General features: G+C 65.9%; 13 protein-coding genes. 8 read left to right on the forward strand and 5 right to left on the reverse strand.

Annotated elements, in window-relative coordinates; genetic code table 11:
- Positions 1–30: 30 nt before the first annotated feature.
- Positions 31–1,233 (reverse strand): MFS transporter, encoded by a 1,203-nt coding sequence (locus C380_RS03600; protein WP_015012530.1) that lies wholly within the window; start codon positions 1,231–1,233, stop codon positions 31–33.
- Between the two features lie 123 nt (positions 1,234–1,356).
- On the opposite strand from C380_RS03600, the gene C380_RS03605 reads away from it, so the two are divergent.
- A complete protein-coding gene (locus tag C380_RS03605; protein WP_015012531.1) occupies positions 1,357–2,241 on the forward strand; it encodes a LysR family transcriptional regulator in 885 nt (294 codons plus the stop codon).
- A 25-nt stretch (positions 2,242–2,266) separates the two neighbouring features.
- Here the strand turns inward: C380_RS03605 and C380_RS03610 are convergent, their stop codons facing one another.
- Together C380_RS03610 and C380_RS03615 are read right to left on the reverse strand one after the other, a co-directional pair.
- Positions 2,267–2,464 carry a hypothetical protein gene (locus C380_RS03610; RefSeq protein ID WP_015012532.1) on the reverse strand — a complete coding sequence of 66 codons (198 nt, stop codon included), beginning with the start codon at positions 2,462–2,464 and terminating at the stop codon, positions 2,267–2,269.
- Positions 2,465–2,584: 120 nt separating this feature from the next.
- Positions 2,585–3,289, reverse strand: coding sequence for a glutathione S-transferase N-terminal domain-containing protein (locus C380_RS03615; RefSeq protein WP_015012533.1), 705 nt, complete (start codon positions 3,287–3,289; stop codon positions 2,585–2,587).
- A 94-nt stretch (positions 3,290–3,383) separates the two neighbouring features.
- Here C380_RS03615 and dapF point away from each other — a divergent pair, with 94 nt between their 5' ends.
- The 4 genes from dapF to lepB all read left to right on the forward strand — a co-directional run bounded on the left by dapF (position 3,384) and on the right by lepB (position 6,780).
- Positions 3,384–4,265 (forward strand): diaminopimelate epimerase, encoded by an 882-nt coding sequence (gene dapF, locus C380_RS03620; RefSeq protein ID WP_015012534.1) that lies wholly within the window; start codon positions 3,384–3,386, stop codon positions 4,263–4,265.
- Positions 4,262–4,951: a DUF484 family protein gene (locus C380_RS03625; protein ID WP_015012535.1), complete on the forward strand. Its 690-nt coding sequence runs from the start codon at positions 4,262–4,264 to the stop codon at positions 4,949–4,951. The genes dapF and C380_RS03625 overlap by 4 nt, the downstream gene beginning before the upstream one ends.
- Before the next feature lie 51 nt (positions 4,952–5,002).
- On the forward strand, positions 5,003–5,980 hold the full coding sequence (locus C380_RS03630) for a tyrosine recombinase XerC (RefSeq protein WP_015012536.1): 978 nt from the start codon (positions 5,003–5,005) through the stop codon (positions 5,978–5,980).
- Between the two features lie 119 nt (positions 5,981–6,099).
- On the forward strand, positions 6,100–6,780 hold the full coding sequence (lepB, locus tag C380_RS03635; RefSeq protein ID WP_015012537.1) for a signal peptidase I: 681 nt from the start codon (positions 6,100–6,102) through the stop codon (positions 6,778–6,780).
- 39 nt (positions 6,781–6,819) lie between these two features.
- On the opposite strand, the gene C380_RS25720 is transcribed toward lepB, so the two are convergent.
- A complete protein-coding gene (locus C380_RS25720) occupies positions 6,820–8,475 on the reverse strand; it encodes a methyl-accepting chemotaxis protein (protein WP_015012538.1) in 1,656 nt (551 codons plus the stop codon).
- 34 nt (positions 8,476–8,509) lie between these two features.
- On the reverse strand, positions 8,510–9,037 hold the full coding sequence (locus tag C380_RS03645) for a chemotaxis protein CheW (protein ID WP_015012539.1): 528 nt from the start codon (positions 9,035–9,037) through the stop codon (positions 8,510–8,512).
- A gap of 227 nt (positions 9,038–9,264) precedes the next feature.
- Here C380_RS03645 and C380_RS03650 point away from each other — a divergent pair, with 227 nt between their 5' ends.
- The 3 genes from C380_RS03650 (at position 9,265) to dksA (ending at position 12,650) form a co-directional block, all read left to right on the forward strand.
- On the forward strand, positions 9,265–10,500 hold the full coding sequence (locus C380_RS03650; RefSeq protein WP_015012540.1) for a class I SAM-dependent rRNA methyltransferase: 1,236 nt from the start codon (positions 9,265–9,267) through the stop codon (positions 10,498–10,500).
- 113 nt (positions 10,501–10,613) lie between these two features.
- Positions 10,614–11,675, forward strand: a complete 1,062-nt coding sequence (locus C380_RS03655; RefSeq protein WP_015012541.1) for a GTP-binding protein — start codon at positions 10,614–10,616, stop codon at positions 11,673–11,675.
- Positions 11,676–11,852: 177 nt separating this feature from the next.
- Complete coding sequence (gene dksA / locus C380_RS03660; RefSeq protein ID WP_015012542.1) at positions 11,853–12,650, forward strand: RNA polymerase-binding protein DksA; 798 nt, start codon at positions 11,853–11,855, stop codon at positions 12,648–12,650.
- The last annotated feature ends 42 nt before the right edge of the window (positions 12,651–12,692 follow it).

Here is a 12,692-nt window from a genome sequence, read left to right on the forward strand (position 1 = left end):
TGCCCCTTTGTGTTTAGGGGCACGGCACGGTCAGTGCCCCACGGGCGCAGGGCCGCTGGCGCGCACGGGGATGCCGCTGCGCCGGTCCAGCACACCGCTCCAGTGCGTGAGCGCGAGCGATACCAACACCACTAGCGCACCAATCCATGGCGTGTGCTGCAGGCCCAGGTGCGTCACGATCAGGCCCCCCGCCCAGGCGGCGCCTGCAATGCCCAGGTTAAAGGCGGCGATGTTCAGGCCCGAGGCCACGTCCACTGCCTGCGGGGTGAAGCGCTCGGCCTGTTTCACCACGTACACCTGCAGCCCCGGCACATTGCCGAACGCCACAGCGCCCCACAGCAGCACGGTGCACACCGCCAGCCAGGGATGGGGGGCCGTGAACTGCAGTACCAGCAGCACGGCCGCCAGCAGCGCAAAGATGATGCGCAGTGCCGGGATGGGGCCCAGGCGGTCGGCCAGCTTGCCGCCCCAGAGGTTGCCCACGGCCACGGACACGCCGTAGACCAGCATCACCCAGCCCACGGCACTGGCGCTGAAGCCCGAGATGTCGGTGAGGATGGACGCGAGAAAAGTGAACGGAATGAAGGTGCCGCCGTAGCCAATGGCTGTCTTGGCGTACACCAGCAGCAGGCGGGGCTCGACCAGTACCTGGGCTTGTTGCGCCAGCGAAGCGGGGGGCGTGTGGGCGATGTGGCGGGGTACAAAGACTGCACTGCCGATGAAGGCCACCACCCCCAGGACCGACACGGCCAAAAAGGTCTCACGCCAGCCGAAATGCTGGCCGATGAACGTGCCCAGCGGCACACCGGTGACCAGGGCCACGGTGAGGCCGGTGAACATGATGGCAATCGCGCTTGCGGCCTTCTCGCGCGGCACCAGGCCGGTGGCGATGGTGGAGCCGATCGAGAAGAACACGCCATGCGCCAGCCCGGTCAGGATGCGCGCCGCGACCAGCGTCTCGTAGCGGGGCGCCTGCCAGGCCAGCAGGTTGCCGGCGGTGAACAGTGCCATCAGCGCCAGCAGCAGCGCCTTGCGCGGCAGCTTGCCGGTGAGTGCGGTGAGCACCGGGGCGCCGACGGCGACCCCCAGGGCGTACAGGCTGACCAGCAGGCCCGCCGAGGGGATGCTGATGGAAAGGTCTGCCGCCACGGTGGGCAGCAGGCCAACGATCACGAACTCGGTCGTGCCGATGGCAAATGCGCTGAGCGTCAGCGCGAGCAAGGCAATGGGCATGGGAACACTCCAGGTTTCAGGCTTTCGGGCTGTGGAGTGTGGGTGTTTCAGTCTTGCTGAAAAAGATCGTTAAGCGCCATTGATAATTGATTTGAAATCAACAATCAGGCGCCAGGAGCCCTCATGAAAACCACGCTGGAAGAACTGCAGGCCTTTGTGGCCGTGGTGGACGGCGGTTCGATCACGGCCGCAGCAGACACCCTGGGCCAAACCGTCTCGGGCATCAGCCGGGCGCTGGCGCGGCTGGAGAAAAAGCTGGACACCACGCTGCTGCGCCGCACCACACGCCGCACCGAGCTGACGGAGGAGGGCCGGGCCTTTTTGCAGCGCACGCGCGCCATCCTGGCCTCGATCGACGACGCCGAGGAGCACATGGCCGCGCGCCGCCAGCAGCCCGCCGGCCGCCTGCGGGTGAATGCGGCCACGCCCTTCATGCTGCACGCCGTGGTGCCCCTGGTGCCTGCGTTTCGCAAGGCCTATCCGCAGATCACGCTGCAGCTGGACACGGACGAGACATACATCGACCTGCTGGAGCGGCGCACGGACGTGGCCATTCGCATCGGGCAGCTACCGGATTCCACCCTGCATGCGCGCCCGCTGTGCACCAGCCGCCTGCGGGTGCTGGCCAGCCCCGACTACCTGGCGCGCACGGGCAAGCCCAAAAGTGTGGCCGACCTGGCCCGGCACACGCTGTTGGGCTTCAACCAGCCCGAGTCGCTCAACCAGTGGCCGCTGCGCGGCGCCCATGGAGACGCCTGGCCCATCGTGCCCGGCCTCACCGCATCGAGCGGCGAGACACTGCGCCATCTGGCGCTGCAAGGGGTGGGCATCGTGTGCCTGTCGGACTTCATGACGGCCGCTGACCGTGCGCGCGGCGACCTGGTGCAGGTGCTGGCCAAGGACACGGTGGAGGTGCGCCAGCCCATCAGTGCGGTGTACTACCGCAACACGCAACTGGCGGCGCGCATCGCGTGTTTTCTGGATTTTCTGCAGGAGCGTCTGGGCTGAGCAGGCCTGCCTTGCAGGCCCGCCGTCAGCGCAGCGCGCGCAGCTGCTGCAGGCGAAGCAGCACCGCGTCGATGACGGCGTTGGCACCCTCCACATCGCAGCTCCACAGCATTTCCAGCAACTCGATCAAGGCGATGGCGTTCGTTTCCTGCAGCGCTGCACGGGCGGCAGCCTGGAGGTCGTGCAGGTCCAGATCCTGAAGAACATCAACGGTCAATCCCATGGGGCACTCCCTGTTTTTTTGAGGAGGCCCATGGTAGGTGCGTGGCGGCCGGGTGCCGGGCTGCGCGGCATGATCAAGATCAAGGGCCGATGAGAAACCCAGGCGCCCTGGCGCCCGCCGTCAGCCGCGTGCCGGAATCGCCAGCCCCCGGGCCACCGCTGGGCGCGCCACAAACGCATCGAGCACGCGTTGCACTTCCTTGAACTGGCCAAACTCCACCAGGTCGCCCGCCCCATAGAAGCCGATGAGGTTGCGCACCCAGGGCAGGATGGCAATGTCGGCGATGGTGTACTGGTCGCCCATCACCCATGGGCGGCCTGCCAGGCGCTCGTCCAGCACCTTGAGCAGGCGCTTCGACTCAGCGACATACCGGTCGCGCGGGCGTTTGTCTTCGTAGTCCTTGCCTGCAAACTTGTGGAAGAACCCCAGCTGGCCAAACATGGGGCCCACACCGCCCATCTGCCACATCACCCACTGCAGGGTTTCGTAGCGCCCGGCGGTGTCCTGCGGCATCAGCTGACCGGTTTTGCTGGCTAGGTACACCAGGATGGCGCCGGACTCGAACAGTGCCAGCGGCTGGCCGTCCGGCCCGTTCGGGTCCAGGATGGCCGGGATCTTGTTGTTGGGGTTGAGCGAGAGGAATTCGGGCGTGGTCTGGTCGTTGGTCTCAAAGCTCACCAGGTGGGGCTCGTAGGGCAGGCCCAGTTCTTCCAGCGCTATGGACACCTTCACGCCGTTGGGCGTGGGCAGGGAATACAGCTGGATGCGGTCCGGGTGCCGGGCGGGCCATTTGCGGGTGATGGCAAAAGCGGAAAGATCGGTCATGCGAGGTTCCTGAAAAGCCGTTGGAATCGAGAGAAACTGCCAAGCGTACGCCCGCGCGCGGTTTGGCGCAGGGGCGGGGCCATAATCCCGTCCCATGAAGATTCGCTTCACCAAAATGCAGGGCGCGGGCAACGATTTTGTGGTGCTCGACGAAACCCAGGGCCGCCTGGGGCTCAGTGCCGCCCAATACCGCTTCCTGGCCGACCGCCATTTCGGCGTCGGCGCCGATCAGATCCTCACCGTGCGCCCCTCGCCGGGGGAGGGCATCGACTTTGAATACGTGATCCACAACGCCGATGGCGGCGAGGTGGAGCAGTGCGGCAACGGCGCGCGCTGTTTTGCGCGCTTTGTGCACGACCGGGGACTGTCGGGCAAGGACACCATTCGCGTGCAGACCAAAAGCGGCGTGATTGCCCCCCGCCTCACGGGCGACGGCCGCGTCACGGTGGACATGGGCCGGCCCGAGTTCGACCCCGCCCAGGTGCCGTTCGACACCACCGGTCTCACGCCCGTGCAGCAGGGTTCGGGGCAAAAATGGCCGGTAGCGCTAGAGGAATATGCCTCGGGTGCTTCTGTTTTGGTAGCGGTGGCCTCCATGGGCAACCCGCATGCGGTGCAGCTGGTGGACAACGTGGACACAGCCCCCGTTGCGCAGACCGGGCCGCTGATCGAGCGCCATGCGCGCTTCCCCCAGCGGGTGAATGCTGGCTACCTGCAGATCGTGGACCGTTCCCATGTGCGCCTGCGGGTGTTCGAGCGCGGCGCGGGCGAGACGCTGGCTTGCGGCACCGGCGCCTGCGCGGCAGTGGCCAGCGGCATCCGGCTGGGGCTGCTCGACCCCGAGGTGCAGGTGGACACGCGCGGCGGCCGCCTCACCATCGCCTGGAGCGGCCAGGAGGCTGATTCCGTTTTCATGACCGGCCCGGCCACCACGGTGTTCGAAGGCCAGATCGACATTCCCGACACGCTCGTATGACTACCCACATCCCACCGATCACCGAAGACGACATCGCCCAGTTCCTCACCAACACGCCGGGTTTCTTCGAGCGCCATGCCGAGGTGCTGGCCAGCGTGCAGATCACCAGCCCGCACGGAGCGCGCGCCGTGAGCTTGCAAGAACGCCAGGCCGAGATGCTGCGCGAGAAGATCAAGGGCCTGGAGCATCGGATCATGGAAATGGTGCGCAACAGCACCGAAAACGCCGCCATTGCCCACAAAGTGCACCAGTGGACCGGCAGCCTGCTGCAGGTGCGCGACCCGTTCGACCTGCCCCAGGCCGTGGTCGATGGAGTGCGCACCCTGTTCGATGTGCCCCAGGCGGCGGTGCGGGTGTGGGCAGTGGCCGCTCCGTACATCGACGCCGACTTCACTCAGGGTGCCAGCGAAGACGCGCGGGCATTTGCCTCGTCGCTGACCATGCCCTTCTGCGGTCCCAACCTGGGCTTCGAGCCCGCTGGCTGGCTGGCGCAAGAGGGCGGAGAGCCCGCCCAGTCCCTGGCCCTGCTGCCGCTGCGCGCTGGCGCCATCGACAGCGCCACGCCAGCGTTTGGCCTGCTGGTGCTGGGCTCGCACGATCCGCAGCGTTTTGATGCCACGATGGGCACCGACTTCTTGTCGCGCATGGCAGAGCTGGCCAGCGCAGCGCTGTTGCGGCTGCAGTAACCCGCCCTCTGGCAGCCCGTGCCAACCTAGCGGCGTCTCGGCGACGGCACCATGTGTGAAACGCCCGCAGCCCCCACCACGCTCGACCCCCACGTCCTGCGCTATCTGGAGCATGTGCGCGTCGAAAAGCGGCTGGCCGCGCGCACGCTCACGCTCTACACCCTGGACCTCGAAAAGCTGGCGCAGTTTGCGGCGGGCGTGAACGTGCCGCTGCTGCAGTTGCAGACGGCACACATTCGCCGCTTTGTGGCACAGATGCACAGCGGCGGGCGCAGCGGGCGGGGCATTGCGCTCATCCTCTCGGGCTGGCGCGGCTTCTTCATCTGGGCCGGGCGGCAGGGGCTGATTCCGCACAACCCGGTGCAGGGCGTGCGCGCGCCCAAGGCGCCCAAGCCCTTGCCCAAGGCGCTCGGCGTGGACGACGCCGTTCGGCTTGCAGAATTTGACAACACCGGCGCCGACCCCTGGCTGGAGGCGCGCGATGCGGCCATGGTGGAGCTGCTGTACGGCTGCGGCCTGCGCGTGGGCGAACTGGCGGGGCTCGATGCCATCCCCAACGCCGACACCCAGCGCCAGGGCCGTGGCTGGGTGGACCTGCAAGCGGGCGAGGCCCATGTGTTCGGCAAAGGCAGCAAGCGCCGCAGCGTGCCGGTGGGCGCCGCGGCCACGGCCGCGCTGCAGGCCTGGTTGCAGCTGCGGGCCACACCGTTTGGTGGCGAGGACTCTGCACAGCTCGACACCGCCCTGTTCGTGGGCCAGCGCGGCAAGCGTCTCACCGCCCAGTCCATCTGGCTGCGCCTGCGCCAGCGCAGCCAGCAGGCGGGGCTGACCACGCCGGTGCACCCGCACATGCTGCGCCACTCGTTTGCCAGCCACCTGCTGCAAAGCAGTGGCGACCTGCGCGCGGTGCAGGAGCTGCTGGGCCACGCCAACATCACGACCACGCAGGTCTATACACGGCTCGATTTTCAGCACCTGGCCAAGGTGTATGACGCCGCCCACCCGCGTGCGCGGAAGAAGTCCCCCTGAGCCGCCGCGCGGGTCTCCGCGAAAGCGGAGCAACCGCCCGCCCGCCGCGCGGAACCAAGTGGCCCCCCGGCGCCTCCGATCCATCTGCCGCCCGCCGTGGGCGCCCTGGAGTTGTCGTCATGCTGCTGAACTGGATCCAATCGAACCTTAAATCGAACCGGTGGTTCATCGTGCTGCTGTTGTGCTTTGGCGTCTTTCGCACTGCCGTGGCCGACTGGAACCCCATCCCTTCGGGCTCGATGCGGCCCACGCTGCTGGAGGGGGATGTGGTGCTGGTCAACCGCCTGGCCTACGACCTGAAGCTGCCGCTCACCGACGTCATCCTGGCGCACATCGACGACCCGCAGCGCGGCGATGTGGTCACCTTCTCGTCCCCGCTGGACGGCACCCGCCTGATCAAGCGCATTGCCGCCTTGCCCGGCGACACGGTGGAGATGCGCAACGAGGTGCTCTACATCAACGGCCAGGCGGCCGAATACGAAATGCCCGATTCTGTGCAGGAGGCGGTGCTGCCGGGCCGCACGCTCACCGCCACGCGCTGGACGGAGCGCCTGCTGGGGCATGAGCGCCGCGTGCAGTGGCTGCAAGGCGTGACAGCGCGCAGCAGCTTCGATCCGGTGCAGGTGCCCGAGGGCGAATACCTGGTGCTGGGTGACAACCGGGACAACAGTGCCGACTCGCGCTACATCGGCCTGGTGCCGCGCCATCTGCTCATCGGGCAGGCGCACCGCGTGCTGCTGTCGGCCGATGTGCTGGGCCACTGGGCGCCACGCCTGGAGCGCTTTGGCAAGGCGCTGTAGTCCGGTTCACTCACAGCGTGATCGGCCGCCCTAAGCCGCTCAGGCGGCCGCCATCGGCAGATGGGTCTGGCCGAGCAAGGGGCGGCGTACGGGCCGGTGTTGCAAGACAGCGCGTGGATCCTGCACGGAAGCCTGGGCTTGCTCCTGGCCATCGGGCAGCTTGAAGGTGGCAACCGTCTGAACCAGTTCGCCCGCCTGCTGGTTCAGACTGGCAGCGGCAGCGGCCATTTCTTCCACCAGGGCAGCGTTTTGTTGTGTGGCGTGGTCCATCTGCGTCACCGCTTCGTTGATCTGGTCCACACCCTGGCTTTGTTCGGTGCTGGCGGCACTGATCTCGCCCATGATGTCGGTCACGCGCCGGATGGAGGCAACGACCTCGCTCATCGTTTGACCGGCGCAGTCCACCAGGGCCGATCCGGCTTCCACGCGCTCCACGCTGGTCCCGATCAGGCCCTTGATCTCGCGGGACGCCTCGGCCGAGCGGCTCGCCAACACGCGCACCTCGGTGGCCACCACGGCAAAGCCCCGGCCCTGGTCGCCTGCACGGGCGGCCTCCACGGCAGCGTTCAGCGCCAGGATGTTGGTCTGGAACGCGATGGAGTCGATGACGCCAATGATCTCGGAGATCTTGTTGCTGCTGTCGTTGATGTCCTTCATGGTGCGCACCACGTCGGCCACCACCTCGCCCCCTTGCACGGCAATCGATGTGGCGGCCTGGGCCAGCTCGTTGGCCTGGCGGGAGTTTTCGGCGTTCTGGCGCACGGTGGCGTTCAGCTGCTCCATGGAGGCAGCGGTTTCCTGTAAGGCGCTGGCCTGCTGCTCTGTGCGCGCTGACAGATCGTTGTTGCCCTGGGCGATTTCGGCTGACGCGTAGGAGACGCTGTCACTGTTGGTCCGCACCTGGCCGACCAGATGCACCAGTGACTGTTGCATCTCCTGCAGCGCCTGCAGCAGTTGTGCGGTTTCGTTGGTGCCACGGTAGGTGATGGGCAGGCTCAGGTCCCCGGCCGCCACGGCGCGGGCGGCATCCACTGCGCGGCGCAGGGGAGCCGTGGTGGAGCGCACGATGCCAAAACCAATCGCCGCACCGGCCACCAGGGCCAGCCCTGTGAGCGCCAGCACCGACACGTTCAGCGTGGACACCGCCGCCACGGCAGCGGCCTGGGCCGTTTTCGCCAGCGACTCCTGGAATTCGATCAGGCGGTCGAGGGCATCAAAGTACGCCTTGCGCGGCGCCGCCATGGACCCTGTCAGCACAGCCCGTGCATCGTCCATGCGCCCGGCGGTCAGCAGTTCAGAGTAGCGTGACAACTGCGCCGCGTACTCACCGCGTGCGCGCAGGGTTTCGGCCAGTGCGGCTTTGCCTTGGGGCGTGGTGATCTGCTGGGCGAGGGTCTCGAACAGCTGCGTGATCTGTTGGCGTTTGGCGTTGATGGTGGCCTGGTGCCGTTGTACGTTTTCGGGGCTGGTATCCAGCAGCATCTGCGTGAGGGCCAGTTCGACCCCCGTCACGTCTTCCTTGGCCACATGCAGATGCAGCACCTTGGGGAAGCGGTCATCGATGATGGAGTGGAACGCTTTGTCAGCACGGCTTGCCAGCACCACCGACATCGTGCCCATGAGGCCGATGAGCAGCGCCATCAAGCCAAAGCCCAGCGTGAGCCGGGTCGAAATCTTCAGGTCATTGAATTTCATGGTGTGTCCAGTTCTTGGGGTATGGGATGGCCGCTCAGTGGCTGACGGCGAGGGCGTCACCTGCTACGGATTTGGCGAGGAATTTTTCGATTTCGAGCAGGATCAGCATGCGCGGGCCCACCGAGCCGATGGCCAGCAGGTGTTCGGGCTTGACGTTGCCGCGCAGGGCGGGCACGGGGCGCAGCTGTTCGCGCTCCAGTGTGAGCACGTCGGACACGCCGTCCACCACCACGCCCACTGTGCGCTGGCCGATGTGCAGCACGATCACCACCTTCAGGTGGTTGTATTGCACTGCGGTCTGCCCCAGCTTCAGGCGCAGGTCGATGATGGGCACGATCACGCCACGCAGGTTCATCACGCCCAGCAATTCGCCCGTGGCGTTGGCAATGGTGGTGGGCTTCTCGTACGTCCGGATCTCCTGCACGCGCAGGATGTCCACCCCGTATTCCTCGTTGCCGATCTTGAAGGCCAGAAATTCGCGCAGGTCGGTCATCACGGCCTGGGCCGTGCCGGGCGCGGGGGCGAGGCGGGTGGTGCTGGGGCGTGTGGCGGAGGTAGTCATCGGAGTGTTTTGATAAAAATGATAATTTCTGTAATTTTATCGATTGAAAATCACATTTGTCAAATATGCGGTTTCGAGAGAATGATTCGACCGGGTGTCTGTCGGGCGAAGAGGGGCGTGCGGCGCGTGTCTGAGCGAGGCGTGATCAGTCGCAGTGATGGCTTCTGCGCGCGTTTTTCCATCGGCGGGGCACTTTCCCGTGCCCGCCAGCCCGCACAATCCGGGGCATGAAAACCCTTCGACTCCGCGCAGGCAAAGAGCGCTCGCTGTTGCGTCGCCATCCCTGGATCTTTGAATCGGCCATCGCCAAGGGCGGCGGCGACAGCGGCGAGACCGTGCGCGTGGAATCGCACGAAGGCCAGTTTCTGGCCTGGGCGGCTTACAGCCCCAGCTCGCGCATCCGCGCGCGGGTGTGGAGCTTTGACGAGGCGCAGCGCATTGATGCTCCGTTTTTCATAGCTGCTTGCGCACGTTCCATCATCGCCAGAGCCCGATTTGATGTGCAAAGCGATGGTGTGCGCCTGGTGCACGGCGAGTCCGACGGTCTGCCGGGGCTCATCGTGGACCGCTATGGCGATACCCTGGTGGCGCAGTTCACCAGCGCAGGCACTGAGCGCTGGAAGGGCGTGATTGCCGATGCGCTGCTGCGCGAGACGGGGCTCACCAAGCTGTACGAGCGCTCGGACGCCAGCGTGCGTTCGCTGGAAGGTCTGGAGCCCGCCACCGGCTGGCTGCGCGGCGGGCCGACGGGCGCTGCGGGCGATGGCGAGGGGCCGCCGCTCGAACTGACGATCCGCGAGCACCAGTGGCGCCTGACCCTCAACATCGCCGAGGGCCACAAGACGGGCTTTTATCTGGACCAGCGCGACAGCCGCAAGCGGTTTGCTGACTACACCCAGCGCCTGGGCTTCAAGCATGTGCTCAACTGCTTTTGCTACACCGGCGGCTTTAGTGTGGCGGCGCTGGCGGGCATGCGTGCTGCGGGCAATGTGGCCGACGGGCACGTGACCTCCATCGATTCCTCCGGCCCGGCCCTGGAGCGCGCCCGCGCTCACGTGGCGCTCAATGGGTTCGATCCGAACCGCGCCACCTTCCTCGATGCCGACGTGAACGCCTCGCTGCGCCAGTTCCTCAAGGAAGGCCAGCGCTTCGACGCCATCATTCTGGACCCGCCGAAGTTTGCGCCCACTGCGGCGCACGCCGAGCGCGCCGCACGCGCCTACAAGGACATCAACCGGCTGGCGCTGCAGTTGCTGTCGCCCGGGGGCGTGCTGTTCACCTTCTCTTGCTCAGGCGGCATCAGCGCCGACCTGTTCCACAAGATCGTGGCCTCGGCCGGCGCGGATGCGGGTGTGGACGGCTTCATCCTGGAGCGCCTGGGCGGCGCGCCCGACCACCCGATGACGCTAGAGTTTCCGGAGGGCGAGTACCTCAAGGGGCTGGTCGTCATGCGCAAGGGGTGAGCTTTCCGGCGCCAGCAGGGGCTTGACAGCCTCGGTAAACTGAAAAAGATGCCCCTGGGTGGGGCACTGCTGCCGCGCAGCGCAAGTATTTGATTCCCTTGAAAGACAGATTTATGGCACTGATCCCCGTCACCATCCTCACCGGCTTCTTGGGCTCGGGCAAAACGACGTTGCTCAAGCGCCTCTTGAGCGAAGCCCATGGCCAGAAGATCGCCGTGATCGAGAACGAATTCGGCGAAGAAAACATCGACAACGACATCCTCGTGACCGAGTCCAAGGAGCAGATCGTGCAGATGAGTAACGGCTGCATCTGCTGCACCATCCGCGAAGACCTGCGCGAGACGCTGCAACTGCTGGCCGCCAAGAAGCGCAAGAACCTGCTCGACTTTGACCGCATCGTGATCGAAACCACCGGCGTGGCCGACCCGGGCCCCGTGGCGCAGACCTTCTTCATGGACGAAGAGATCGCCGAGACTTACCTCATCGACTCGATCATCACGCTGGTGGATGCCAAACATGCGCCCCAGCAGCTCAACGACCGCCAGGAAGCGCGCCGCCAGGTGGGGTTTGCGGACCAGATCTTCCTGTCCAAGACCGACCTGGTCAGCGCCGAGGAAGCCGATGCGCTGATCCACCGCCTCAAGCACATGAACCCGCGCGCGCCCATCAAGGCCGTGCATTTTGGCGAAGTGCCGCTCAAGGAGGTGCTGGACCTGCGCGGCTTCAACCTCAATGCCAAGCTGGACATCGACCCGGACTTTCTCAAGGAAGAGGAGCACGGGCACGACCACCATGATCACGACCATGAGCATGGCGAGCACTGCAACCACCCGGCGCACCAGCATGGCCACGAGCACGGGCACCACCATCACCATGACGATGACGTGAAGAGTTTTGTGTACCGCTCGGACCGCCCGTTCGATCCGGCCAAGCTCGAAGACTTCCTTGGCGCCATCGTCAACATTTACGGCCCGCGCATGCTGCGCTACAAAGGGGTGCTGAATATGAAAGGCACGGAGCGCAAGGTGATCTTCCAGGGCGTGCATCAGCTCATGGGCAGCGACCTGGGCCCCCAGTGGGCCGAGGGCGAGCCGCGCACCAGCAAGATGGTTTTCATTGGCATTGACCTGCCCAAGGACATCTTCTTGCAGGGGCTGGAGCAAAGCCTGGTCTGACCTGCGCACGGGTTTGAGGGGGCGATGGCGCCCGATTTGTGTTGTATCCGCAACGTTTCCGTTTGCGTCAGCCCAGGTCGATACAATCGCGCCCCGGTAAAACCACCCAAGGCTTGCCACCAGTCCCGGGCCGTGAGAGCGGCCAAGGGCCCGCCCGTACTGCGAGGAGACCAGGAAGTGAAAGCCGACACCAGCAAATCCAAGGGGGCCACCAAGGCAACCCCTGCCGCGGCGAAAAGCGCCGCCGCCCCAGCAGCACCCAAGGTGGCTGCGAAGGCCGCTGCCAAGGCTGCTGCGGCACCCAAGGTGGCCGCGCCCCCCGCCGTGGCGGCACCCGCTGCGGCGCCTGCGCTGCAGGCGGGCTCGCAGGTACCCGTGCGCACAACCCGGCCTTCTTCCCGATTGGCCCAATTGACCGTACCATCCATGGCACAGACGGTGGCCTCCACGGCCGCCAAAGCCAGTTATCAACACACCATGCCCACGACCGCGCAAGCGCAGCCCACTTTCACGGCTGCCAAAAAAGACCCCAAGCTGGCGAACAACTGGAAAACCAAGTCCGTTGCCGAGCTGACCGACGCTGAAGTCATGGCCATGCCCGACAGCGAGTACATGAACGAAAAACAGATGGCGTTCTTCCGCCTCAAGCTCGTTCAGCTCAAGCAGGACATCCACAACAGCGCCGGCGAAACCACCGAGCACCTGCGTGAAGACACCGTGGTGGTGCCCGACCCGGCCGACCGCGCCACCATCGAAGAAGAGCACGCACTGGAACTGCGCACCCGCGACCGCGAGCGCAAGCTGCTCAAGAAGATCGAGCAATCTATCGCCCGCATTGATGCCGGTGACTACGGCTACTGCGACGAAACCGGTGAGCCCATCGGCGTGGGCCGCCTGATCGCTCGCCCCACTGCCACGCTGTCGCTCGAAGCGCAGCAACGCCGCGAACTCAAGCAGAAGATGTTTGGGGATTGAGCAGGCAGCGGCCTGTCAATCAACGCGCGCACTCTGCACCCT

The sequence above is a fragment of the Acidovorax sp. KKS102 genome, from assembly GCF_000302535.1.
In the GTDB taxonomy this organism is placed as follows: Bacteria; Pseudomonadota; Gammaproteobacteria; order Burkholderiales; family Burkholderiaceae_C; genus Acidovorax.